The 23,904-nt window shown below is 71.7% G+C and carries 19 protein-coding genes; 17 read left to right on the top strand and 2 right to left on the bottom strand.

The window, feature by feature from the left end; genetic code table 11:
- The first annotated feature begins 3 nt into the window (after positions 1-3).
- From murF to ACIP67_RS32315, 12 genes are all read left to right on the top strand, one after another.
- Positions 4-1,419 (top strand): UDP-N-acetylmuramoyl-tripeptide--D-alanyl-D-alanine ligase, encoded by a 1,416-nt coding sequence (gene murF, locus ACIP67_RS32260; RefSeq protein WP_401696497.1) that lies wholly within the window; start codon positions 4-6, stop codon positions 1,417-1,419.
- Positions 1,416-2,489, top strand: coding sequence for a phospho-N-acetylmuramoyl-pentapeptide-transferase (gene mraY, locus ACIP67_RS32265; protein WP_385078426.1), 1,074 nt, complete (start codon positions 1,416-1,418; stop codon positions 2,487-2,489). Before murF ends, mraY begins: the two co-directional genes overlap by 4 nt.
- On the top strand, positions 2,471-3,895 hold the full coding sequence (gene murD, locus ACIP67_RS32270) for a UDP-N-acetylmuramoyl-L-alanine--D-glutamate ligase (protein WP_401696499.1): 1,425 nt from the start codon (positions 2,471-2,473) through the stop codon (positions 3,893-3,895). Before mraY ends, murD begins: the two co-directional genes overlap by 19 nt.
- A 130-nt stretch (positions 3,896-4,025) precedes the next feature.
- Complete coding sequence (gene ftsW, locus ACIP67_RS32275; protein WP_401696500.1) at positions 4,026-5,378, top strand: putative lipid II flippase FtsW; 1,353 nt, start codon at positions 4,026-4,028, stop codon at positions 5,376-5,378.
- A gap of 6 nt (positions 5,379-5,384) precedes the next feature.
- A complete protein-coding gene (gene murG, locus ACIP67_RS32280; RefSeq protein WP_401696502.1) occupies positions 5,385-6,473 on the top strand; it encodes an undecaprenyldiphospho-muramoylpentapeptide beta-N-acetylglucosaminyltransferase in 1,089 nt (362 codons plus the stop codon).
- A gap of 39 nt (positions 6,474-6,512) precedes the next feature.
- Positions 6,513-7,307: a cell division protein FtsQ/DivIB gene (locus ACIP67_RS32285; RefSeq protein ID WP_401696504.1), complete on the top strand. Its 795-nt coding sequence runs from the start codon at positions 6,513-6,515 to the stop codon at positions 7,305-7,307.
- Positions 7,308-7,585: 278 nt separating this feature from the next.
- Positions 7,586-8,785, top strand: coding sequence for a cell division protein FtsZ (gene ftsZ / locus ACIP67_RS32290; RefSeq protein WP_401696505.1), 1,200 nt, complete (start codon positions 7,586-7,588; stop codon positions 8,783-8,785).
- The gene (gene pgeF, locus ACIP67_RS32295; protein ID WP_401696507.1) at positions 8,782-9,510 is read left to right on the top strand and encodes a peptidoglycan editing factor PgeF; all 729 of its coding nucleotides are present in this window, start codon (positions 8,782-8,784) and stop codon (positions 9,508-9,510) included. Before ftsZ ends, pgeF begins: the two co-directional genes overlap by 4 nt.
- A 6-nt stretch (positions 9,511-9,516) precedes the next feature.
- On the top strand, positions 9,517-10,236 hold the full coding sequence (locus ACIP67_RS32300; protein ID WP_401696508.1) for a YggS family pyridoxal phosphate-dependent enzyme: 720 nt from the start codon (positions 9,517-9,519) through the stop codon (positions 10,234-10,236).
- A gap of 128 nt (positions 10,237-10,364) precedes the next feature.
- Entirely contained in the window at positions 10,365-11,006 is a 642-nt protein-coding gene (locus tag ACIP67_RS32305) for a cell division protein SepF (protein WP_401696510.1), read from the top strand.
- A 65-nt stretch (positions 11,007-11,071) separates the two neighbouring features.
- The gene (locus ACIP67_RS32310) at positions 11,072-11,356 is read left to right on the top strand and encodes a YggT family protein (RefSeq protein WP_020129925.1); all 285 of its coding nucleotides are present in this window, start codon (positions 11,072-11,074) and stop codon (positions 11,354-11,356) included.
- A 53-nt stretch (positions 11,357-11,409) separates the two neighbouring features.
- The gene (locus ACIP67_RS32315; RefSeq protein WP_401696512.1) at positions 11,410-12,657 is read left to right on the top strand and encodes a DivIVA domain-containing protein; all 1,248 of its coding nucleotides are present in this window, start codon (positions 11,410-11,412) and stop codon (positions 12,655-12,657) included.
- Between the two features lie 464 nt (positions 12,658-13,121).
- Here the strand turns inward: ACIP67_RS32315 and ileS are convergent, their stop codons facing one another.
- Positions 13,122-16,253: an isoleucine--tRNA ligase gene (gene ileS / locus ACIP67_RS32320; protein WP_401696513.1), complete on the bottom strand. Its 3,132-nt coding sequence runs from the start codon at positions 16,251-16,253 to the stop codon at positions 13,122-13,124.
- A 622-nt stretch (positions 16,254-16,875) separates the two neighbouring features.
- On the opposite strand from ileS, the gene ACIP67_RS32325 reads away from it, so the two are divergent.
- The 5 genes from ACIP67_RS32325 to ACIP67_RS32345 all read left to right on the top strand — a co-directional run bounded on the left by ACIP67_RS32325 (position 16,876) and on the right by ACIP67_RS32345 (position 22,438).
- Positions 16,876-18,390 (top strand): TraR/DksA C4-type zinc finger protein, encoded by a 1,515-nt coding sequence (locus ACIP67_RS32325; RefSeq protein WP_401696514.1) that lies wholly within the window; start codon positions 16,876-16,878, stop codon positions 18,388-18,390.
- Between the two features lie 67 nt (positions 18,391-18,457).
- A complete protein-coding gene (gene lspA / locus ACIP67_RS32330; RefSeq protein ID WP_401696516.1) occupies positions 18,458-19,117 on the top strand; it encodes a signal peptidase II in 660 nt (219 codons plus the stop codon).
- Positions 19,118-19,271: 154 nt separating this feature from the next.
- Entirely contained in the window at positions 19,272-20,216 is a 945-nt protein-coding gene (locus ACIP67_RS32335) for an RluA family pseudouridine synthase (RefSeq protein ID WP_389511571.1), read from the top strand.
- The gene (locus ACIP67_RS32340; protein ID WP_401696517.1) at positions 20,213-20,689 is read left to right on the top strand and encodes a GNAT family N-acetyltransferase; all 477 of its coding nucleotides are present in this window, start codon (positions 20,213-20,215) and stop codon (positions 20,687-20,689) included. Before ACIP67_RS32335 ends, ACIP67_RS32340 begins: the two co-directional genes overlap by 4 nt.
- Positions 20,690-20,851: 162 nt before the next feature.
- Positions 20,852-22,438, top strand: a complete 1,587-nt coding sequence (locus tag ACIP67_RS32345) for a Na+/H+ antiporter (RefSeq protein WP_401696519.1) — start codon at positions 20,852-20,854, stop codon at positions 22,436-22,438.
- Positions 22,439-22,664: 226 nt separating this feature from the next.
- Here the strand turns inward: ACIP67_RS32345 and ACIP67_RS32350 are convergent, their stop codons facing one another.
- On the bottom strand, positions 22,665-23,786 hold the full coding sequence (locus ACIP67_RS32350; RefSeq protein WP_401696520.1) for a mechanosensitive ion channel family protein: 1,122 nt from the start codon (positions 23,784-23,786) through the stop codon (positions 22,665-22,667).
- Positions 23,787-23,904 lie beyond the last annotated feature (118 nt).

Below are 23,904 nucleotides of genomic sequence, written 5' to 3' on the forward strand. Positions count from 1 at the left end.
CTTGTGATCGCCCTCTCCCTCGCCGAGATCGCAGCAGTCGTCGGCGGGCAGACGCACGACATACCGGATCCGACCGCGCGCGTCACCGGGCCGGTCGTCCGGGACTCCCGCGAGGTGGAGCCCGGCAGCCTCTTCGTCGCCTTCGTCGGCGAACGCGTGGACGGCCACGACTTCGCCCGCGCGGTCGTGGAGGCGGGCGCGGCGGCCGTTCTGGCGTCGCGCCCCGTCGGCGTGCCCGCGATCGTCGTGGACGACGTCCAGGCGGCGCTCGGCGCCCTCGCCCGGCACGTCGTGCGCACGCTCGGCACGACGCTCGTCGCCCTCACCGGCTCGGCCGGCAAGACCAGCACCAAGGACCTCATCGCGCAGGTGCTCCAGCACAAGGCGCCGACGGTGTGGACGCCCGGCTCGCTCAACAACGAGATCGGGCTGCCGCTGACCGCCCTGTCCGCCACCGAGGAGACGAAGTTCCTCGTGCTGGAGATGGGCGCCCGCGGCATCGGCCACATCCGCTACCTGACCGGCCTGACGCCCCCGAGGATCGGGCTCGTGCTCAACGTCGGCAGCGCCCACATCGGCGAGTTCGGCGGCCGCGAGCAGATCGCGCAGGCGAAGGGCGAACTGGTCGAGTCCCTGCCCGCGGCGGACGACGGCGGCATCGCCGTCCTCAACGCGGACGACCCCCTGGTCCGGGCCATGGCCTCCCGTACGACCGCGAAGGTGACCCTTTTCGGGGAGTCAGACGAAGCGGACGTACGCGCCGAGAACGTACGACTCACGGACAGCGGACAGCCCTGCTTCAGGCTTCACACACCCTCCGGTGCAAGCGATGTGACCATGCGCCTGTACGGTGAGCACCACGTGTCGAACGCGCTCGCCGCGGCCGCCGTCGCCCATGAGCTGGGCATGTCCGCGGAAGAGATCGCCACCGCGCTCTCCGAGGCGGGCTCCCTCTCCCGCTGGCGGATGGAGGTCACCGAGCGCCCGGACGGCGTGACGATCGTCAACGACGCCTACAACGCGAACCCCGAGTCCATGAAGGCCGCGCTGCGTGCGCTGGCGGCCATGGGCAGGGGGCGCCGTACGTGGGCGGTGCTCGGCAAGATGGCCGAGCTCGGGGACGAGGCGCTCGCCGAGCACGACGCGGTCGGACGGCTCGCCGTCCGGCTCAACGTCAGCAAGCTCGTCGCGGTCGGGGGCAGGGAAGCCGGCTGGCTGCAACTGGGCGCATATAACGAGGGTTCGTGGGGTGAGGAGTCGGTGCACGTGTCCGACGCACAGGCGGCGGTCGACCTGTTGCGCAGCGAGTTGCGCCCGGGAGACGTCGTACTCGTGAAGGCGTCCCGTTCGGTCGGCCTCGAGAGCGTCGCGCAGGCGCTGCTCGCGACCGGTGCCGAGGGTGAGGTCGCTGCCCGATGATGAAGCAGATCCTGTTCTCGGGTGTCATCGGTCTCTTCCTGACCTTGGTCGGCACGCCGCTGCTGATCAAGCTGCTCGCGCGCAAGGGATACGGCCAGTACATCCGTGACGACGGCCCGCGCGAGCACGCCAGCAAGCGCGGTACGCCGACCATGGGCGGTATCGCCTTCATCCTGGCGACCGTGGCCGCGTACTTCCTGTCCAAGGTCATCACCGGCCAGACGCCGACCTACTCGGGTCTGCTGGTGCTCGGCCTGATGGTCGGCATGGGCCTGGTCGGCTTCCTCGACGACTACATCAAGATCGTCAAGCGGCGGTCGCTGGGTCTGCGGGCCAAGGCGAAGATGGCCGGCCAGCTGATCGTCGGCATCGCCTTCGCGGTGCTCTCGCTCCAGTTCGCCGACGCCCGCGACATCACCCCCGCCTCCACCAAGCTGTCGTTCATCACGGACTTCGGCTGGACGATCGGCCCGGTGCTGTTCGTCGTCTGGGCGCTGTTCATGATCCTCGCCATGTCGAACGGCGTGAACCTCACCGACGGTCTGGACGGCCTCGCCACCGGCGCCTCCGTACTCGTCTTCGGCGCCTACACGTTCATCGGCGTCTGGCAGTTCCAGGAGTCCTGCGCCAACGGCGAGACCCTGACCAACCCCAACGCCTGCTTCGAGGTGCGCGACCCGCTGGACCTCGCGGTCGTCTCCTCCGCGCTGATGGGCGCCTGCCTGGGCTTCCTGTGGTGGAACACCTCGCCGGCCAAGATCTTCATGGGCGACACCGGTTCGCTGGCGCTCGGCGGTGTCCTCGCCGGGCTCGCGATCTGCTCCCGCACCGAGCTGCTGCTCGCCATCCTGGGCGGTCTGTTCGTCCTCATCACCATGTCGGTGGTCATCCAGGTCGGCTCCTTCCGCCTGACCGGCAAGCGCGTCTTCCGCATGGCACCGCTCCAGCACCACTTCGAACTCAAGGGCTGGTCCGAAGTCCTTGTCGTGGTCCGCTTCTGGATCATCCAGGGCATCTGCGTCATCGTCGGACTGGGCCTCTTCTACGCGGGATGGGCAGCAGAAAAGTGACCGACTGGCAGGGGAAGCACGTCACCGTGGCCGGGCTGGGCGTCTCCGGCGTCCCGGCGGCCAAGGTGCTGCACGGGCTCGGCGCGCGGGTCACCGTCGTCAACGACGGCGACGACGCACGCGCGCGTGCCCAGGCGGCCGAACTGGAGTCGCTCGGTGTCACCGTGCGCCTCGGCGACGGGGCCACCCTGCCCGAGGGCACCGAACTGATCGTCACCGCGCCCGGCTGGAAGCCGGACAAGCCGCTCTTCGCGGCGGCGGACGAGGCCGGGGTGCCGGTCTGGGGCGACGTCGAGCTCGCCTGGCGCCTGCGCGGCCCCGACGCGGCCCCCTGGCTCGCCGTCACCGGCACCAACGGCAAGACCACCACCGTCCAGATGCTCGCCTCCATCCTCCGGGCGGCGGGCCTGCGCACGGCGGCCGTCGGCAACATCGGCGTCTCGCTGCTGGAGGCGGTCCTCGGCGAGGAGGAGTACGACGTCCTCGCCGTGGAGCTCTCCAGCTACCAGCTGCACTGGGCGCCCTCCCTGCGCGCCCACTCGGCCGCCGTCCTCAACCTGGCCCCCGACCACCTCGACTGGCACGGCTCCATGGAGGCGTACGCCAGGGACAAGGGCCGCATCTACGAGGGCAACCGGATCGCCTGCGTCTACAACGCCGCCGACAAGGCCACCGAGGACCTGGTGCGCGAGGCGGACGTCGAGGAGGGCTGCCGCGCCGTCGGGTTCACGCTCGGCACGCCCGGACCCTCCCAACTCGGTGTCGTGGAGGGCATCCTGGTCGACCGTGCCTTCGTCGAGAACCGGCAGAAGAACGCCCAGGAGCTCGCCGAGGTCTCCGACGTGAACCCGCCGGCCCCGCACAACATCGCCAACGCCCTTGCGGCGGCGGCCCTCGCGCGCGCCTTCGGGGTGCCCGCCAGGGCCGTACGGGACGGCCTGCGGGCCTTCACCCCCGACGCCCACCGCATCGCCCACGTGGCGGACGTGGACGGCGTCGCCTACGTCGACGACTCCAAGGCCACCAACACCCACGCGGCACAAGCCTCGTTGGCGGCGTACGGGTCGATCGTGTGGATCGCGGGCGGACTCGCCAAGGGCGCCGTCTTCGACGAGCTGGTCGCCCGGTCCGCCGGGCGGCTGCGCGGGGTCGTCCTCATCGGTGCCGATCGGGCGCTGATCCGCGAGGCCCTCGCGCGACACGCCCCGGAGGTACCCGTCGTCGACCTCGACCGGACCGACACTGGGGCGATGCTCGCGGCTGTCCAGGAGGCCCGGCGCCTCGCCGTCGAAGGCGACACGGTGCTGCTCGCCCCGGCCTGCGCCTCCATGGACATGTTCGCCAACTACAACCAGCGCGGTGACGCGTTCGCGGAAGCGGTCCGCGGACTCGGCGCGGGCGCCTGACGGCGGGTTCCGGCCGCGGCGGTTGCTCCGGGACCCTTGGAGGGACGCGTGACTCGGATGTGGCTGGGTTCTCGTCGGCGGTTCACCGCCGGTCACGGCGCCGGGCCGGACGGCGGGGCGGTGAGCGCCGATGCCCGGTAGCCGAACCGGCGGCCGGCCGCCCGTTCAGCGGGCCGCGCGGCGGCCCGCCGCCCGGTCACCGCGCGACAACCCCGTGCTGCGGTTCGCCACCCGGGCGCGCAAGGCCTGGGACCGGCCGCTGACCGCGTACTACCTGATCCTCGGCGGCAGTCTGCTGATCACCGTGCTGGGACTGGTGATGGTCTACTCCGCCTCGCAGATCACCGCCTTGCAGATGTCGCTGCCGGGCTCGTTCTTCTTCCGCAAGCAGTTCCTGGCGGCCGCCATCGGCGGGGTGCTGCTGCTGGCCGCCTCCCGGATGCCGGCGAAACTGCTCCGGGCGCTGGCCTACCCGATCCTCGCCGGGGCCGTCTGCCTGATGGCCCTGGTGCAGGTGCCGGGGATAGGGATGGCCGTCAACGGCAACCAGAACTGGATCTCGCTCGGCGGCTCCTTCCAGATCCAGCCCAGCGAGTTCGGCAAGCTCGCGCTGGTCCTGTGGGGCGCCGACCTGCTCGCCCGCAAGCACGACAAGAAGCTGCTGGCGCAGTGGAAGCACATGCTGGTGCCGCTCGTGCCGGTCGCGTTCATGCTGCTGGGCCTGATCATGCTCGGCGGCGACATGGGTACGGCGATCATCCTGACGGCGATCCTGTTCGGCCTGCTGTGGCTGGCGGGCGCCCCCACCCGGCTCTTCGTGGGCGTGCTGTCGATCGCCGCCACGATCGGTGTGATCCTCATCAAGACCAGCCCGAACCGCATGGCCCGGCTCCAGTGCATCGGCGCGACCGATCCCGGCCCGGGCGACGCCTGCTGGCAGGCCGTGCACGGCATCTACGCCCTCGCCTCCGGCGGGATCTTCGGTTCCGGGCTCGGTGCGAGCGTGGAGAAATGGGGACAACTCCCCGAAGCCCACACCGACTTCATCTTCGCCGTCACCGGTGAGGAACTGGGCCTCGCGGGGACGCTGTCGGTACTCGCCCTGTTCGCGGCTCTAGGCTATGCGGGTATCCGCGTGGCCGGACGCACGGAGGACCCCTTCGTGAGGTATGCCGCGGGAGGTGTGACCACCTGGATCACGGCGCAGGCCGTGATCAACATCGGTGCGGTGCTCGGCCTGCTGCCGATCGCCGGCGTCCCCCTCCCGCTGTTCTCCTACGGGGGCTCCGCCCTGCTGCCGACCATGTTCGCCATCGGGCTGCTGATCGCCTTCGCACGCGACGAGCCCGCTGCGCGGGCGGCGCTTGCGATGCGGCATCCCCGCTTTGGTAGAAAGCGGGGGGCCGGGGGTCTCACGGGGCCCCGGAGATGGAACACGATGCGACGGCGCGCCTCGGCGGCGCGCTCGTCCGGAGAGCGGTGAATTTCGGTGCATGTCGTACTCGCTGGTGGGGGGACCGCCGGCCACATCGAGCCCGCGCTCGCCCTCGCGGACGCCCTGCGCAGGCAGGACCCGACCGTGGGCATCACGGCCCTGGGCACCGAGCGCGGCCTGGAGACCACGCTCGTTCCCCAGCGGGGCTACGAGCTCGCGCTGATCCCCGCGGTGCCGCTGCCGCGCAAGCCCACGCCGGAGCTGATCACCGTCCCGGGCCGGCTGCGCGGCACGATCAAGGCGACCGAGCAGATCCTGGAGCGCACCAAGGCGGACGCCGTCGTCGGCTTCGGCGGTTACGTGGCCCTGCCCGGCTACCTCGCCGCCAAGCGCCTGGGGGTGCCGATCGTCATCCACGAGGCCAACGCCCGCCCCGGCCTGGCCAACAAGATCGGCTCCCGGTACGCCGCCCAGGTCGCCGTCTCCACCCCGGACAGCAAGCTCCGCAACGCGCGGTACATCGGCATCCCGCTGCGCCGCTCCATCGCCACCCTGGACCGCGCCGCCGTGCGCCCCGAGGCCCGCGCGGCGTTCGGCCTCGACCCGAACCTGCCGACGCTGCTCGTCTCCGGCGGTTCCCAGGGCGCCCGCCGCCTCAACGAGGTCGTGCAGCAGGTCGCCCCGTGGCTCCAGCAGGCCGGGATCCAGATCCTGCACGCGGTCGGCCCGAAGAACGAACTGCCGCAGGTCCAGCAGATGCCGGGAATGCCCCCCTACATCCCGGTAAGTTATGTGGACCGGATGGATCTCGCGTACGCCGCAGCCGACATGATGCTCTGCCGCGCGGGCGCGATGACCGTCGCCGAACTCTCCGCCGTCGGACTTCCGGCCGTCTACGTCCCGCTGCCCATCGGCAACGGCGAACAGCGGCTGAACGCCCAGCCGCTGGTCAAGGCCGGCGGCGGTCTGCTGGTCGACGACGCGGAACTGACCCCGGAGTGGGTGCGGGAGAACGTCCTGCCGGTGCTCGCCGACCCGCACCGGCTGTACGAGATGTCCCGCGCCGCAGGCGAGTTCGGCCGCCGGGACGCGGACGACCTGCTCGTCCGCATGGTGTACGAGGCGATCGCCGCGCGCCGTTAGGCGCGGCGGGCAAGGCTCTGGGAGCGAAGGGCAGGGAGCGTGGCCGGACCCACCACCGCCGAGCGCGGTGCACGCCAGCAGGAGACGTCCGGCCCGCCCCTGGCCCGCAGGCTGGGCCCGCGCCGGCTCCGTACGATCATCATCCTCGCGGTGGCGGTCGTGCTCGTCGGGGCGGGCGTCGTCTGGGTGTTGTACGGCTCGCGGTGGCTGCGGGTGGACCACGTCTCCGTCGCGGGGACGAGTGTGCTGACCCCGCAGCAGGTGCGCGAGGCCGCCGACGTCCCCGTCGGGGACCCCCTGGTCTCCGTCGACACCGGCGCGATCGAGGCACGGCTGCGCGCCGCGCTGCCCCGGATCGACTCGATCGAGGTGGAGCGCTCCTGGCCGCATGGAATCGACCTGAAAGTGACCGAACGCAAGCCGGTCCTGCTGGTTCAAAAAGGGCAGAGGTTTGTGGAAGTGGACAAGAAAGGCGTCCGCTTCGCCACCGTTTCCGAAGCCCCTCGGGATGTGCCGCTGCTCGACGTGGAAACCTCGACGTCGGGTTCGGCCGCCGCCAGTCTGCGCCGCTTCGGGGCGGACCGGCTGGTGCGCGAGGCGGTGAAGGTCGCCGGCGCCCTTCCGGCCGCCGTCGCGCGGGACACCCGGGTCGTCAAGGTGCGTTCCTACGACGACATCTCGCTGGAGCTGAGCGGTGACCGCACGGTGGTGTGGGGGAGTGCGGAGAAGGGTGCCGCGAAGGCCCGTACCCTCAGTGCTCTGATGAAAGCCTCCCCGGACGCCGGGCAGTTCGACGTCAGCGTGCCCACGGCCCCTGCGTCAGCGGCGAGTTGACGCACATCAGAGCAGGCCAGCACCCTGGTTGGGCAGCGACTTGGCTGATCACATAGGGTGAAAAGAAAAACGGGAGGTTCGGCGTGTTCGTTGAACGGGCGCCACTTGTCGACTTAGTGTCCTGTTCAGAAGACTCCAAGGAACAGACACACTGGTAACCCTAAACTTCAGGGTTAGGGTTCGGGTCGGCGAAACGGACCGTCCCATTCGGCATCAGTCACCGGAGCGCGGATCACCGCGAGACGGCGACCCGTAACTCGAGGCGAGAGGCCTTCGACGTGGCAGCACCGCAGAACTACCTCGCAGTCATCAAAGTCATCGGTGTCGGCGGCGGTGGTGTCAATGCCATCAACCGGATGATCGAGGTCGGTCTCAAGGGCGTCGAGTTCATCGCCATCAACACCGACGCGCAGGCGCTGTTGATGAGCGACGCCGACGTCAAGCTCGACGTCGGCCGCGAACTCACCCGCGGACTCGGCGCCGGAGCCAACCCGGCCGTCGGCCGCAAGGCCGCCGAGGACCACCGCGAGGAGATCGAGGAGGTCCTCAAGGGGGCCGACATGGTCTTCGTGACGGCCGGTGAAGGCGGCGGCACCGGCACCGGCGGCGCGCCCGTCGTGGCCAACATCGCACGCTCCCTGGGCGCCCTCACCATCGGCGTGGTCACCCGCCCGTTCACCTTCGAGGGACGGCGCCGCGCGAACCAGGCCGAGGACGGCATCGCCGAGCTCCGCGAAGAGGTCGACACCCTCATCGTCATCCCGAACGACCGGCTGCTGTCCATCTCGGACCGCCAGGTCTCGGTCCTCGACGCCTTCAAGTCGGCCGACCAGGTCCTGCTCTCCGGTGTCCAGGGCATCACCGACCTGATCACCACCCCGGGCCTGATCAACCTCGACTTCGCCGACGTCAAGTCGGTCATGTCCGAGGCCGGCTCGGCCCTCATGGGCATCGGCTCGGCCCGCGGTGACGACCGCGCGGTGGCCGCCGCCGAGATGGCGATCTCCTCGCCGCTCCTGGAGGCCTCCATCGACGGCGCCCGGGGCGTGCTGCTCTCCATCTCCGGCGGCTCCGACCTCGGCCTGTTCGAGATCAACGAGGCCGCCCAGCTGGTCAGCGAGGCCGCTCACCCCGAGGCCAACATCATCTTCGGCGCGGTCATCGACGACGCCCTCGGCGACGAGGTCCGGGTCACCGTGATCGCAGCCGGTTTCGACGGCGGCCAGCCCCCGGCCCGCCGGGACAACGTCCTCGGCACGGCCTCCGCCGCTCCGGCCCGCCGTGAGGAGCCGGCCCCGGTACGGCAGCCGGAGAGCCGGCCGACCTTCGGCTCGCTCGGCAGCGTCACGCCGAAGGAGGAGCCGGAGCCGGCGCCCGAGCCGGTGGCCGAGCTGCCGGTCTCCCCGCCGGTTCCGCCGTCGCGGACCTACTCGGACAGCGCGGCCGAGGAACTGGACGTGCCGGACTTCCTGAAGTGATAGGACAGCGCGGACACGTGAGCGGCGCGCACTTCGCCTTCACCGACCGGTGGGGCGGGGTGAGCGCCGCTCCGTATGAGCAGCTCAACCTGGGCGGGGCGGTCGGCGACGACCCCGGCGCCGTCCGCACCAACCGCGACCTGGCCGCCAAGTCCCTAAGGCTGGACCCCGCCTCGGTCGTCTGGATGAACCAGGTGCACGGCACGGACGTGGCCGAGGCCGACGGGCCGTGGGGCGAGCGCCCGGTGCCCGAGGCCGACGCGCTCGTCACGGCCCGGCGGGGTCTCGCCCTCGCCGTCCTGACCGCCGACTGCACGCCCGTCCTGCTCGCCGACCCGGTCGCCGGGGTCGCCGCCGCGGCCCACGCGGGCCGGCCCGGCATGGTCGCCGGGGTCGTTCCCGCCGCCGTACGGGCCATGGTGGAGCTCGGCGCCGAACCGGCGCGGATCGTCGCCCGCACCGGGCCCGCCGTCTGCGGCCGGTGCTACGAGGTGCCGGAGGCGATGCGCGCCGAGGTGGCCGCCGTGGAGCCGGCGGCGTACGCCGAGACGAGCTGGGGTACGCCGGCGGTCGACGTGACCGCCGGGGTGCACGCGCAGCTCGAGCGGCTCGGTGTGCACGACCGGGAGCGGTCGCCGGTGTGCACGCGGGAGTCGCAGGACCACTTCTCGTACCGCCGCGACCGCGCCACGGGGCGACTCGCGGGATATGTCTGGTTGGACTGATGAGGGATGACGGACCGTAAGACCGAACTCGCCGCCAACCTGGCGAAGGTGGAGGAGCGCATCGCCGCCGCGTGCGCGGCCGCCGGCCGCGATCGGGAGGAGGTGACCCTGATCGTGGTCACCAAGACCTACCCGGCGCAGGACGTGCGACTGCTGTCGGAACTCGGCGTGCGCCACGTCGCCGAGAACCGTGACCAGGACGCGGCGCCGAAGGCCGCGGCCTGCTCGGATCTGCCCCTTTCCTGGCATTTCGTGGGCCAGTTGCAGACCAACAAGGTCCGCTCCGTGGTCGATTACGCCACTGTCGTGCAGTCCGTCGACCGGTCCCGGCTGGTGACCGCCCTGTCGAAGGAGGCCGTACGGGCCGGGCGCGAGCTCGGCTGCCTCCTTCAGGTCGCGCTCGACGCCGGCGAGAGCGCGCGCGGCGAGCGGGGCGGCGTCGCCCCGGCGGGCATCGAGGAGTTGGCCGGACTCGTCGCCGCCTCCCCGGGGCTGCGGCTCGACGGACTGATGACCGTCGCACCCCTGACCGGGGAGTACGCCGGACGGCAACGGGCGGCGTTCGAGCGGTTGATGGATTTGTCGACTGACCTGCGCAGAGCCCATCCGGCTGCGAACATGGTCTCGGCAGGGATGAGTGCGGACCTCGAGGAGGCTGTGGCGGCCGGGGCGACACATGTGCGCGTCGGCACCGCGGTACTCGGAGTCCGCCCCAGGCTCGGGTAACGTCGCCAAGAAGTCGGACCACAGCAGAAAATATGGTCATTACCGCCGAAAGGCGGGCACAAGGGCCACGTGGATCGCGGGACTTGGCAGTCGGAAGCCGATCCACCACAGAGCGGAGGACTCAGAGCATGGCCGGCGCGATGCGCAAGATGGCGGTCTACCTCGGCCTCGTGGAGGACGATGGGTACGACGGCCGGGGTTTCGACCCCGATGACGACTTCGAACCCGAGCTCGACCCGGAGCCCGAGCGTGACCACCGACGGCACGAGCCGTCGCATCCGTCACACGGCGCACATCAGTCCCAAAGGGATGAAGAGGTGCGTATCGTGCAACCGCCCGCGCCGCGCGAGCCGGTCGCCCGGGCCGCTTCGCCGGTCGCGGAATCCGGACGCCCGGCGCGCATCGCGCCCGTGGCATCCATCACACAAGAACGTCAGTCCCTGGAGAAGAACGCACCGGTGATCATGCCCAAGGTCGTGTCGGAACGAGAGCCGTACCGGATCACCACGCTCCACCCCCGGACCTACAACGAGGCCCGTACCATCGGGGAACACTTCCGCGAGGGAACCCCGGTGATCATGAATCTGACCGAGATGGACGACACGGACGCGAAGCGACTTGTCGACTTCGCGGCCGGTCTGGTGTTCGGCCTCCACGGCAGCATCGAGCGGGTGACGCAGAAGGTGTTCCTGTTGTCTCCTGCTAACGTCGATGTCACGGCGGAGGACAAGGCCCGCATCGCAGAGGGCGGGTTCTTCAACCAGAGCTGAGACGCACCACCGGGAAACAGCAGTACACGAAGAGCGCGCAAGCAGGGGAGAGGGAAGCACCGAACATGAGCGTGGTCCTTGATGTCGTCTACATCGCGCTGATGGTCTTCCTCATCGTGCTCATCTTCCGGTTGGTCATGGACTACGTCTTCCAGTTCGCCCGCTCATGGCAGCCCGGCAAGGCGATGGTGGTCGTTCTGGAGGCCACCTACACTGTCACCGATCCACCGCTCAAGCTTCTGCGGCGGGTGATCCCGCCGCTGCGTCTCGGGGGCGTGGCGCTCGACCTGTCCTTCTTCGTACTGATGATCATCGTCTACATCCTGATCTCGATCGTGAGCCGGCTGTGAGCGATGTGAACTACCGTCTTGCCGAATGCCGACGACTACGTTGAGGTGAAGAGATGCCGTTGACCCCCGAGGACGTGCGGAACAAGCAGTTCACGACCGTCCGCCTCCGAGAAGGCTATGACGAGGACGAGGTCGATGCCTTCCTCGACGAGGTCGAAGCCGAGCTGACCCGTCTGCTGCGCGAGAACGAGGACCTGCGGGCCAAACTGGCCGCGGCCACGCGCGCTGCTGCCCAGAACCAGCAGAACATGCGCAAGCCTCCGGAGCAGCAGGACCAGCAGCAGGGCGGCATGCCGCCGCAGCAGCAGGGGATGCCGCAGCAGGGGATGCCCCAGCAGCAGGGCGGCATGCCGCCGCAGCAGCAGGGAATGCCGCAGCAGGGGATGCCCCAGCAGCAGGGGATGCCGCAGCAGGGCATGCGAGGTCCGGGCGCACCGGTACCCGCCGGGATATCGGGCCCGCCGCAGCAGCAGATGGGTGGCCCCATGGGTGGTCCGCCCCAGCTGCCGAGCGGTGCCCCGCAGCTGCCTGCCGGTCCCGGTGGCCAGGGTCCGCAGGGCCCCGGTCCGATGGGCCAGGGTCCCATGGGCCAGGGTCCCATGGGCCAGGGACCGATGGGTGGTCAGCCGCCCATGCAGCAGCAGATGGGCGGTCCGATGGGCGGCCCCATGGGCGGTCCGATGGGCGGCCCCGGTCAGGGCCCCGGTGGCGACAGCGCCGCCCGTGTCCTGTCGCTGGCCCAGCAGACCGCCGACCAGGCGATCGCGGAGGCCCGTTCCGAGGCCAACAAGATCGTCGGTGAGGCGCGTTCGCGGGCCGAGGGTCTCGAGCGTGACGCCCGTGCCAAGGCCGACGCCCTGGAGCGGGACGCGCAGGAGAAGCACCGTGTCGCGATGGGCTCCCTGGAGTCCGCCCGCGCCACGCTGGAGCGCAAGGTCGAGGACCTGCGCGGCTTCGAGCGCGAGTACCGCACGCGTCTGAAGTCGTACCTGGAGTCGCAGCTGCGTCAGCTGGAGACCCAGGCCGACGACTCCCTCGCCCCGCCGCGCACCCCGGCCGCTGCCTCCCTCCCGCCGTCCCCGGCGCCCTCCATGGCCCCGGCCGGCGCGAGTGCCCCGGCCTACGGTGGCAACCAGGGCATGGGCGCGCCGAGCCCGGCCGGTCCGTCCTACGGCGGCCAGCAGCAGATGTCCCCGGCGATGACCCAGCCGATGGCTCCGGTCCGGCCGCAGGGCCCGTCGCCGATGGGCCAGGCTCCCTCGCCGATGCGTGGCTTCCTGATCGACGAGGACGACAACTGACGGCCAGTAGTACGCCTTAGGCGTCGGCAGCGTTCAACAGGGCGGGGCCCCGGATTTCTGATCCGGGGCCCCGCCCTGTTCCTGCTCCCCGGTTGACGAGGGAACCGACGCCGGCGGTGCCGACCTCGGGGGCGCGGAGAACCGCGCGCCCAGCCGTCGGCGGCTCGCGGCCGGGCGAAGCCCCGGGGTGGAACGGCGGTGGCCCGCCGGGACGAGACGGTGACTGCCCACCGGGGCGACACGGTGACTGCCCACCGGGACGATACGGCGACTGCCCACCGGGACGATACGGTGACTGCCCGCCGGGACGATACGGTGACTGCCCGCCGGGACGATACGGTGACTGCCCGCCGGGACGATACGGCGGCTGTCCGCCGGGGCGACAGGGGTGACTGCCCGCCGGGACGATACGGCGGCTGTCCGCCGGGCGGATCCCGGGGACAGCCGCCGACGGCCGGGAGGGCTTACGCCTTGCGGAGCCGGAACGTCAGGGTCAGGCCCTCGTCCGTGAACGGGGTGCCGTAGGTGTCGTCCGCCTCGCCCTGGGCGAAGTCCGTGGCGAGGACCTCGTCGGCGATCAGTCCGGTGTGACCGGTCAGGGCGTCGACGGTGGCCGGGTCGGTCGCGGTCCAGCGGAGCGCGATCCGGTCGGCGACGTCGAGGCCGCTGTTCTTGCGGGCCTCCTGGATCAGGCGGATCGCGTCACGGGCCAGGCCGGCGCGGCGCAGCTCCTCCGTGATCTCCAGGTCGAGGGCGACCGTCGCGCCCGAGTCGGACGCCACCGACCAGCCCTCGCGCGGAGTCTCCGTGATGATCACCTCGTCCGGGGCGAGGGTGATGGTCTCGCCGTCGACCTCGACCGACGCCGTGCCCTCGCGCAGGGCGAGGGAGAGCGCGGCCGCGTCGGCGTTCGCGACGGCCTTCGCCACGTCCTGGACCCGCTTGCCGAACCGCTTGCCCAGGGCCCGGAAGTTGGCCTTGGCGGTGGTGTCGACCAGGCTGCCGCCGACCTCGGAGAGGGAGGCCAGGGACTCGACGTTCAGCTCCTCCGTGATCTGCGTGTGCAGTTCGGGGGAGAGGGCGTCGAACCCGGTCGCCGCGATCAGGGCGCGCCGCAGCGGCTGGCGGGTCTTCACGCCGGACTCCGCGCGGGTGGCGCGGCCGAGCTCGACCAGGCGGCGGACCAGGACCATCTGCCGCGACAGCTCGGGGTCGATGGCGGAGAGGTCCGCCTCCGGCCAGGCGGCCAGGTGGACGGAGTCCGGGGCGCCCGGGGTGACCGGGACGACCAGGTCCTGCCAGACCCGCTCGGTGATGAACGGGGTCAGCGGGGCCATCAGCTTGGTGACCGTCTCCACGACCTCGTGCAGGGTGCGCAGCGCGGCCTTGTCGCCCTGCCAGAAGCGGCGACGGGAACGGCGGACGTACCAGTTGGACAGGTCGTCGACGAACGCCGAGAGCAGCTTGCCGGCGCGCTGGGTGTCGTAGGCCTCCAGGGACTGGGTCACCTGGTCGGTGAGCGCGTGGAGTTCGGACAGCAGCCACCGGTCCAGGACCGGGCGGTCGGCGGGGGCCGGGTCGGCCCCGGACGGCGCCCAGCCGGCCGTACGGGCGTACAGGGCCTGGAAGGCGACCGTGTTCCAGTACGTGAGGAGCGTCTTGCGGACGACTTCCTGGATGGTGCCGTGGCCGACGCGGCGGGCCGCCCACGGGGAGCCGCCGGCCGCCATGAACCAGCGGACCGCGTCCGCGCCGTGCTGGTCCATGAGCGGGATCGGCTGGAGGATGTTGCCGAGGTGCTTGGACATCTTGCGGCCGTCCTCGGCGAGGATGTGGCCGAGGCAGACGACGTTCTCGTACGACGACTTGTCGAAGACCAGCGTGCCGACCGCCATCAGCGTGTAGAACCAGCCGCGGGTCTGGTCGATGGCCTCGCTGATGAACTGCGCCGGGTAGCGGGACTCGAACAGTTCCTTGTTCTTGTACGGGTAGCCCCACTGCGCGAACGGCATCGATCCCGAGTCGTACCAGGCGTCGATGACCTCCGGCACGCGCGTGGCCGTCTTCTCGCACTGGGGGCAGGCGAACGTGACGGCGTCGATGTACGGGCGGTGCGGGTCCAGCCCGGACTGGTCGGTGCCGGTGAGCTCGGTGAGCTCGGCGCGGGAGCCGACGACGGTGAGGTGGTCGTCCTCGCAGCGCCAGATCGGCAGCGGGGTGCCCCAGTAGCGGCTGCGGGACAGGGCCCAGTCGATGTTGTTGTTCAGCCAGTCGCCGAAGCGGCCGTGCTTGACCGTCTCGGGGAACCAGTTGGTCTTCTCGTTCTCCTGGAGGAGGCGGTCCTTGACGGCCGTGGTGCGGATGTACCAGGACGGCTGCGCGTAGTAGAGGAGCGCGGTGTGGCAGCGCCAGCAGTGCGGGTAGCTGTGCTCGTACGGGATGTGCCGGAAGAGGAGGCCGCGCTGCTGGAGGTCCTCGGTGAGCTTTTCGTCCGCCTTCTTGAAGAAGACGCCGCCGACCAGGGGGACGTCCTCGGCGAACGTGCCGTCCTGGCGGACCGGGTTCACCAGCGGCAGGCCGTAGGACCGGCAGACCTTGAGGTCGTCCTCACCGAAGGCGGGGGACTGGTGGACCAGGCCCGTGCCGTCCTCGGTGGTGACGTAGTCGGCGTTGACGACGAAGTGGGCCTCGGCGGGGAACTCGACCAGCTCGAAGGGGCGCTGGTAGGTCCAGCGCTCCATGTCGGCGCCGGTGAAGGTCTCGCCGGTGGTCTCCCAGCCCTCGCCGAGCGCCTTGGCGACGAGCGGCTCGGCGACGACGAGCTGCTCCTCGCCGTCGGTGGCGACGACGTAGGTGACCTCGGGGTGGGCGGCGACGGCCGTGTTGGAGACGAGCGTCCAGGGGGTCGTCGTCCACACCAGGAGCGCGGCCCGGCCGGCGAGCGGACCGGAGGTGAGCGGGAAGCGGACGTACACGGACGGGTCGACGACCGTCTCGTAGCCCTGGGCCAGCTCGTGGTCGGAGAGGCCGGTGCCGCAGCGCGGGCACCAGGGGGCGACGCGGTGGTCCTGGACCAGCAGGCCCTTGGCGAAGATCTCCTTCAGCGACCACCAGACCGAGTCGACGTACTCCGGGTCCATGGTCCGGTAGGCGTCGTCGAGGTCGACCCAGTAGCCCATGCGGGTCGTCAGCTCGGTGAAGGCGTCGGTGTGGCGGGTCACGGACTCGCGGCACTTGGCGTTGAACTCGGCGATGCCGTACGCCTCGATGTCCTGCTTGCCGCTGAAGCCGAGCTCCTTCTCGACCGCCAGCTCCACCGGCAGGCCGTGGCAGTCCCAGCCGGCCTTGCGGGCCACGTGGTAGCCGCGCATGGTGCGGAAGCGGGGGAAGACGTCCTTGAAGACGCGCGCCTCGATGTGGTGGGCGCCCGGCATGCCGTTGGCGGTGGGCGGGCCCTCGTAGAACACCCACTCGGGGCGGCCCTCGGACTGCTCCAGGCTCTTGGCAAAGATCTTCTGCTCGCGCCAGAAGTCGAGCACCGCGTGCTCGAGGGCGGGCAGGTCGACCTGGGCGGGCACCTGGCGGTACGTCGTCATCGATCTTCCTCCGGCGGACTTTCTGCCTTCCGTCGGAGGGACGAGAGCGTTCTTTCCTGTCTACGCCGTGTGCGGCGCGCTCCCGCGGTACCACCCTCCTTGGCCCTCCGGTGCGCCGTACGCTCCGGTGAGCCCCCTCATTGGGGTCGCGATGCCGGCTCTACTGACCCTGTGCGGGCGGTGGGCGAGGCCCATCGTCCAAGGCGTTCTTCCGGCGGCTCCGGGGTGATCTTCACGTCGCGCTCGCCCCCGGGCTTCCACCGTCCCCGGGTCGCTCTGGGCTGCGTACGCCGCTACTCGTCCCCATCCACGCTTTTCGCTGCGCCCAGTGTACGGCGCCGCGACGACAGCGGCCGACCGGTTTTCGGGGCGGGCGGGCGGGCGCGGGGCACGGGCGGATCGGGGATGACCCGAACGGTGAGGTGCGCGGGCCGCGGGTTCCGGGACGGCCGGCTCGGCGGATTACCCGCCGGGGAGCTGGGCACAACGGATGCAGGCTTGCCGCGCGGCATGCGCGAGGCGGGCGAATCGGGCGGTGTGCCCCGTTGCCGCGGGACCCAAGTCGATTTATCGTCCCAGCACGATTTGCGCGCAAAGCACAATATGTGAAGGGGCCGCGGCCATGGTGGCGAAGAAGACCGCCGTACAGCAGTCGGCGTCCGGCAGGCCCACGGGTGCCCCTGGCGGTGCGGCAAGGCACGTCGGCAAGAGCCTCGGCGAGGACCTCGACAAGGACGGCAGGGACGGCAAGGAGATCGTCGGCAAGGGTGCCGGTAAGGCGGTGGGGGCGGCTGTCGGCGAGGGGACCCCGAAGTCGGGGGTTGACCGGGCGCCGGTGGGGAAGAAGTCGGTCGCCGAGGAGGAGGGGGAGGGGAAGAGGGCGGTGGCCGGGAAGACCACCGCCAGGAGGACGGCCGGTGGGAAGGCCGCCGCCGGGCCCGCGGGCGCCGACCCGACCGCGGCCGGGACGGAGGCCGCCACGCCGAAGTCGTCCGGCAAGCAGGCGTCCGGCAAGCAGGCGTCCGGCGGGCGGGTCGCGGCGAAGCGGGTGTCCGCGCGGAAGACGGCCACGGGGAACGCTTCCTCGGAGAAGGCGGTGGAGCGGCCCGGGGCCGTTTCGGAGAAGGCGGTGGAGCGTGCGGAGAAGAAGGTGCCCGCCGAGAAGGCGCCTTCGAGGAAGGCGCCCGCCGAGAAGGGACCGGTGAGGACGGCACCCGCCGGGCACGCGGCGGTCGAGGACCCCGAGGTGGAGGACCCCGACTTGGAGGACACCGCAGCGTCGGAGGAGAGCGCCGGCCCGACGAGGAAGGCCGCCGGACCGGCCGGGAAGGCGGCCGGACCGGCCGGGAAGGCGGCCGGACGGGCCGGGAAGGCGGTCGGGGCGGCAGGGAGGGCGGTCGCGCGGGAGGGCGGCCGGGATAAAGCGGGCGCCGGGAAGAGGGCGGGGGCGAGGAAGGCCGTGGCCCCGGAGGAGGCCGCGGTGGCGGAGAACGTCGGCAGCGAGGTGACCGCCGGTTCGGAGGGGGCCGGCGGCAAGGGCGGTGCGGTGGCCGGAGAGCCCACGGAGGGCGGGGGCACGGCAGGGAAGCGCACCGCCGGGAAGAGCACGGCCAAGAAGGTGGGCGCGGCCTCGGCCGCGGAGCAGACGGGAGCCACGACGGTGGTTGCGAAGAAGACTCCTGGCACGGCCACGGCGGCGAAGACGGCCGTTCCCAAGGCGCGGTTCGCCGCCGCGGAGCCGGGCGAGCTGGCGGTGCGCCCCGGCGAGGAACCCTGGACCCCGGAGGAGGCCGACGAGGCCCGCACCGAACTGCAGTCCGAGAAGGAACGGCTGCGCACGGAGCTCGCCGCGTCCGAGGCGGCCCTGGCGGGTCTGATGCGTGACTCGGGGGACGGCGCCGGAGACGACCAGGCGGACACCGGGACCAAGAACATCACGCGGGAGCACGAGCTGGCGCTGGCCGCCAACGCGCGCGAGATGCTGATCCAGACGGAGCACGCCCTGGAGCGGCTGGACGCCGGCACCTACGGCCTGTGCGAGAACTGCGGCAACCCCATCGGCAAGGCGCGTATGCAGGCCTTCCCCCGGGCCACGCTGTGCGTCGAGTGCAAGCAGAAGCAGGAGCGCCGGTACTGATCACCCGGCCGCCGGGGGGTGTGCCGTACCCTCGTCCTCAGTCAGGTACCTAGGTCGAGGGACTCACGTGGCAGAGGCGGAGCGCATCATCGGTACGCCGGACACCCCCGAGGCGGCGGGAGCCGCGCGGGAGCCGTCCGACGGGACCGCCGGGAAGGCGGCGCCGGACGGGTCGTCCGGTGCGCACGAGCCGGCGGCGGGAGCCGAGGACGGGGCCGAGGACGCAGCCGATCGGCCGCGCGGCAAGCGCCGGGTCGCCGTGCTGTTCGCGGTCGCCGCGTTCGCGTACGCCCTCGACCTGGTCAGCAAGATGATCGTGGTCGAGAAGCTGGAGCACCAGCCGCCGATCGAGATCATCGGCGACTGGCTGAGGTTCGAGGCTATCCGCAACGCGGGCGCCGCCTTCGGGTTCGGCGAGGCCTTCACGGTGATCTTCACGGTCATCGCGGCGGCGGTGATCGTGGTGATCGCCCGCCTCGCGCGCAAGCTGCGCAGCCTGCCCTGGGCGATCGCGCTCGGTCTGCTGCTCGGCGGCGCGCTCGGCAACCTCACCGACCGGATCTTCCGCTCGCCGGGCGTCTTCGAGGGCGCGGTGGTGGACTTCATCGCGCCGAAGCACTTCGCGGTCTTCAACCTCGCCGACTCCGCCATCGTGTGCGGCGGCATCCTGATCGTGCTGCTGTCGTTCAGGGGACTCGACCCGGACGGCACCGTCCACCGGGACTGACTCCGCGAGCGAGGACCGGGTCCCAGGGGCCCGGGTCCCAGGCGCCCCGGGTGCCCAATGCCGGGGTCCGCGGGCAGTGGGCCCGCCGGCGGTGGTCCACGGTCGTCCACAGGCTCCGTACGGGCCTGTCGCACCCGTCCGGCATACTCGACGGGTGAGCACCCTTCCCGAGATCCGTACCCTGCCCGTGCCCGACGGCCTGGAGGGCGAGCGCGTCGACGCCGCCATCTCCCGCATGTTCGGCTTCTCCCGCACCAAGGCGGCCGAACTCGCCGCCGCGGGGAAGGTCGCGGTCGACGGGTCGGTCGTCGGGAAGTCCGAGCGGGTGCGCGGCGGCGCCTGGCTCGAGGTCGAGATGCCGCAGGCGCCCGCACCGGTGCAGGTGGTGGCCGAACCGGTCGAGGGCATGGAGATCGTCCACGACGACGACGACGTGGTCGTCATCGTCAAGCCGGTCGGGGTGGCCGCCCACCCGTCGCCCGGCTGGACCGGGCCGACCGTCATCGGCGGTCTCGCCGCCGCCGGCTACCGCATCTCCACCTCCGGCGCCGCCGAGCGCCAGGGCATCGTGCACCGGCTCGACGTGGGCACCTCCGGCCTGATGGTGGTCGCCAAGTCCGAGTACGCGTACACGTCGCTGAAGCGCCAGTTCAAGGAGCGCACGGTCGACAAGCGCTACCACACGCTCGTCCAGGGCCACCCCGATCCGACCAGCGGCACCATCGACGCCCCCATCGGACGGCACCCCCAGCACGACTACAAGTGGGCGGTCACCGCCGACGGCAAGCCGTCCGTCACCCACTACGACCTCATCGAGGCGTTCCGCGCGGCCTCGCTCCTCGACGTCAAGCTGGAGACCGGCCGCACGCACCAGATCCGCGTCCACATGTCCGCCCACCGCCACCCCTGCGTCGGCGACCTGACGTACGGCGCCGACCCGACGCTCGCCAAGCGGCTGCGGCTGACCCGGCAGTGGCTGCACGCGGTGCGGCTGGGCTTCGAGCACCCCGGCGACGGCCGGTGGGCCGAGTTCGCCTGCGACTACCCGGACGACCTGCAGAGCGCCCTGGACCAGGTCCGCGAGGAGACCTACGGATGAGCACGCGCGCGTACGGGGTGCGGGTCGTGGAGGACCCCGCCGACCGCGAGGCCTGCTTCGCGCTCCGCAAGGAGGTCTTCGTCGGCGAGCAGGGGGTCCCCGAGGACATCGAGTACGACGCCTACGACGCCGACGCGGTGCACGTGCTGGCGGTCCGCGAGGACGGCGTCCCCCTGGGGACCGGTCGGCTGCTGTACGGCGCGGCGGCCGCGGCGAAGACCGGCGGCGATCCCTCGGCCGGGTCGCTGGGCAGGCTCGCGGTCGCGAAGGAGGCGCGCGGGCTGGGCGTCGGGGCCGCGCTCGTGCGCGCCCTGGAGGAGGCGGCACGCGCGCGGGGGCTGGCCGCCGTCGACCTGCACGCGCAGACCCACGCGCTGGGCTTCTACGAACGGCTGGGGTACGCGGCCTACGGGCCAAAGTTCCCGGACGCCGGCATCCCGCACCGGGCGATGCGGCGGGCCCTGCGGCCGTAGGTCCCGGCCGCGGACGCGCGCCCGCCTGGCGGCAGGACGTGGCTTTCGGGCGCCGCCCGGGGACCGGAGGCCGTGCCCCCGGTGCCGAACGGGCTGGTGACGGGCGTGGCGTGGCAGGCTGGAAGGCAGCCCTGTGACGTCCCGACCCCCGGAGCACTGACCGTGGATCAGTTGGCCCTGCTGTTCGTCCTGTTGCTCGGGGCCGTGGTGAGCGTCCCGCTCGGGGACCGGTGGGGGCTGCCCGCGCCGGTGCTGATGACGCTGCTGGGGATCGGGCTGGCGCTCGCGGACTTCGTGCCCGACGTGGACGTCCCGCCCGACCTGATCCTGCCGCTGCTGCTGCCGCCCCTGCTGTACGCGGCGGTCCGGCGGACCTCCTGGCGGCAGTTCGCGGCGAACAAACGGCCGATCTTCCTGCTGGCCGTGGCGCTGGTGTTCGTCACGACGATGTGCGTGGCCGCCGTCGCCCACACGATCGTGCCGGGGCTGCCGATCGCCGCGGCCGTCGCGCTCGGGGCGCTCGTCGCGCCGCCCGACCCGGTCGCCGCCACCGCCGTGGCCGGGCAGCTCGGGCTGCCCCGCAGGCTGGTGTCCATCCTGGAGGGCGAGGGGCTGTTCAACGACGTCACGGCCATCGTCCTGTACCACGTGGCGATCACCGCCGCCGTGAGCGGCACCTTTTCGCCGTGGCGGGCCGGTCTGGACCTGGTGCTGTCCGCGGTGGTGGCGGTGGCGGTCGGACTCGCGCTCGGGTGGGGCGCGAACAAGCTGATGGACCTGCTCGGGGACGCGACGCTCCAGATCGGGCTGACGCTGCTGGTGCCGTACGCGTCGTACGTGCTGGCGGAGGAGTTCCACGGGTCCGGGGTGCTCGCCGTGCTCACCACCGCGCTGTTCCTCGCCGAGTACGCCACCGATCCCGACGACGTGATGACCCGGCTCGCCGGGCACACCTTCTGGGACATCGTCGACACGCTGGTCACGGGCGTCGCGTTCGGGCTGATCGGGCTGGAGCTGCACAACGCCGTCCGGACCGCGTCCGGACGGTGGGGCGAGATGCTCGGCTGGGCGGGCGCGGTGCTCGGGGTCGTGGTGCTGGTACGGCTGCTGTGGCTGCTGCCGGCCACCTGGCTCACCCAGCGCCTGCACCGCAGGCGGGACCGCGACGAGGAGATCCCGATGAGCTGGCGGGAGACCGTCGTCATGTGGTGGGCGGGGATGCGCGGGGTGGCCTCGGTGGCGCTGGCGCTCGCGGTCCCGTTGCAGACCGAGGCGGGGGACGCCTTCCCCGACCGGGACGAGATCGTGTTCATCGCGTTCGGGGTGATCATGGGCACGCTGGTGTTGCAGGGGCTGACCCTGCCGTGGCTCGTCAAACGGCTCGGGGTGCGGGCGGACACCGACCGGGAGAAGGAGTTCGAGAGGGAACTGGCCGTGCGGGCGGCGCGGGCGGCCAAGCGCAGGCTGAAGGAGATCGAGGCCGAGGAGGAGCTGCCGGAGGAGCTGTCCGAGCAGATGGTGCGGCGGGCGTTCGACATCGGCCTGCGGATCAGCCCGGACCTGGGGGAGGACGAGCGGCGGGAGGCGCACGAGCAGCGGGCGCGCCGGCTGAAACGGGTACGGCGCATCCAGGGGGAGATGCTGAGCGCCGCGCGGCACGAGGTGGTGGCGGCGCGGAGCGAGCCGGGCGCGGACCCGGAGATCGTGGACCGGGTGCTGCGCCACCTCGACGTGCGCAGCCTGCGGTGAGGGGCCCCTGTGGTGAGCGGGCGCCTGTGGTGAGCGGGCGCCTGCGGTGAGCGGGCGCCTGCGTTAAGGGGTCTCTGTGGTGAGGGGGCCCCTGTGGTGAGCGGGCGCCTGCGGTGAGGGGGCCTCTGTGGTGAGGGGGCGGGGGCGGCGGCCTCCCGGTCCGCCCCCGCCCGTTGCGGAACCTCCGCAGGACCGGGCGGGTGGGCGGGCGGGGAGGCCGCGTCGGTCAGCGGTCCACGCGCGGCGACTCGTGGACGCGGCGCTGGCGTGGCGCGGTCGCGCCGTCGGGGAACGCCAGCCCGTTCGAACGGCCCGGCGGCAGCGTCGCGTCCGCCGTGTTGACGCGGGGCAGCGCGTAGGGGTGCTCCTCGCACAGCCAGCGGATCATCCGCTCCCGGACGGTGACCCGCACCGTCCAGACGTCGTCGGCGTCCTTGGCCGTCACCAGGGCCCTGACCTGCAAGGTGTTCGGGGTGGTGTCCGTGACGTCGAGGCCGTAGGCGCGGCCGTCCCAGGCCGGGCACTCGCGCAGGACGTCCCGCAGCTTCTCCCGCATGGCGTCCAGCGGGGCCGAGTGGTCGAGGTGCCAGTACACGGTGCCGGTCATCTGGGGCGTGCCCCGCGACCAGTTCTCGAACGGCTTGGACGTGAAGTACGAGACGGGCATCGTGATCCGGCGCTCGTCCCAGGTCCGCACGGTCAGGAAGGTCAGGGTGATCTCCTCGACGGTGCCCCACTCCCCGTCGACGACGACCGTGTCGCCGATGCGCACCATGTCGCCGAAGGCGATCTGGAAGCCGGCGAACATGTTGCTCAGCGTCGACTGGGCGGCGACACCGGCGACGATGCCGACGATGCCGGCGGAGGCCAGCAGCGAGGCGCCCGCGGCGCGGAACGCCGGGAATGTCAGCAGCATCGCCGCCACCGCCACCACACCGACGACCGCCGAGACGACCCGCATGATCAGCGACACCTGGGTGCGGACGCGCCGCACCCGGGCCGCGTCGCGGTGGACGCGCGCGTAACGGCTGTACGAGGTCTCCACGACCGCGGCGGCCATACGGATCGCCAGCCACGCGGCGGATCCGATCAGGACCAGGGTGAGCGTCCGGCCGATGGCGACCCGGTGCTCCTGGAGCAGCTCGGCCTCGTCGTAGGACCCTCTCAACAGCGCGGCGCACAGCACGAGCTGATAAGGGATGCGGCCACGGCGCAGCAGCCCCCACAGGGGCGTCTCGGGATGGCGTCGGTCGGCCTTGGACAGCAGTAGGTCGGTGGCCCAGCCGATGAACAGCGTCACCAGGACCGAACCGCCGACCACGATCAGTGGGCGGAGCAGGTTCTCCATGCCTTCGAACGTAACCGGCAGGGCGGGGTCGTGAACATGCGGTTCGTGTGAAGAGGCACACGGACCGTGTGACGGCAGGCGGCCCGTGCGGTGCTGTCGGTGCCGGCTGGCACCATGG

Origin of the sequence: Streptomyces sp. NPDC088812 (assembly GCF_044750285.1) — a bacterium.
Classification (GTDB): Bacteria; Actinomycetota; Actinomycetes; order Streptomycetales; family Streptomycetaceae; genus Streptomyces.

Excerpts from the sequence above, each read along its gene's own strand:
- ileS (WP_401696513.1), bottom strand. The coding sequence starts at position 16,253 with ATGACGACGTACCGCCAGGTGCCCGCCCAGGTCGACCTGCCCGCCCTC.
- ftsW (WP_401696500.1), top strand. The coding sequence starts at position 4,026 with ATGCCCGGTAGCCGAACCGGCGGCCGGCCGCCCGTTCAGCGGGCCGCG.
- ACIP67_RS32310 (WP_020129925.1), top strand. The coding sequence starts at position 11,072 with ATGAGCGTGGTCCTTGATGTCGTCTACATCGCGCTGATGGTCTTCCTC.
- ACIP67_RS32340 (WP_401696517.1), top strand. The coding sequence starts at position 20,213 with ATGAGCACGCGCGCGTACGGGGTGCGGGTCGTGGAGGACCCCGCCGAC.
- mraY (WP_385078426.1), top strand. The coding sequence starts at position 1,416 with ATGATGAAGCAGATCCTGTTCTCGGGTGTCATCGGTCTCTTCCTGACC.
- ACIP67_RS32315 (WP_401696512.1), top strand. The coding sequence starts at position 11,410 with ATGCCGTTGACCCCCGAGGACGTGCGGAACAAGCAGTTCACGACCGTC.
- murD (WP_401696499.1), top strand. The coding sequence starts at position 2,471 with ATGGGCAGCAGAAAAGTGACCGACTGGCAGGGGAAGCACGTCACCGTG.
- ACIP67_RS32300 (WP_401696508.1), top strand. The coding sequence starts at position 9,517 with ATGACGGACCGTAAGACCGAACTCGCCGCCAACCTGGCGAAGGTGGAG.
- ACIP67_RS32350 (WP_401696520.1), bottom strand. The coding sequence starts at position 23,786 with ATGGAGAACCTGCTCCGCCCACTGATCGTGGTCGGCGGTTCGGTCCTG.
- ACIP67_RS32305 (WP_401696510.1), top strand. The coding sequence starts at position 10,365 with ATGGCCGGCGCGATGCGCAAGATGGCGGTCTACCTCGGCCTCGTGGAG.
- ACIP67_RS32325 (WP_401696514.1), top strand. The coding sequence starts at position 16,876 with ATGGTGGCGAAGAAGACCGCCGTACAGCAGTCGGCGTCCGGCAGGCCC.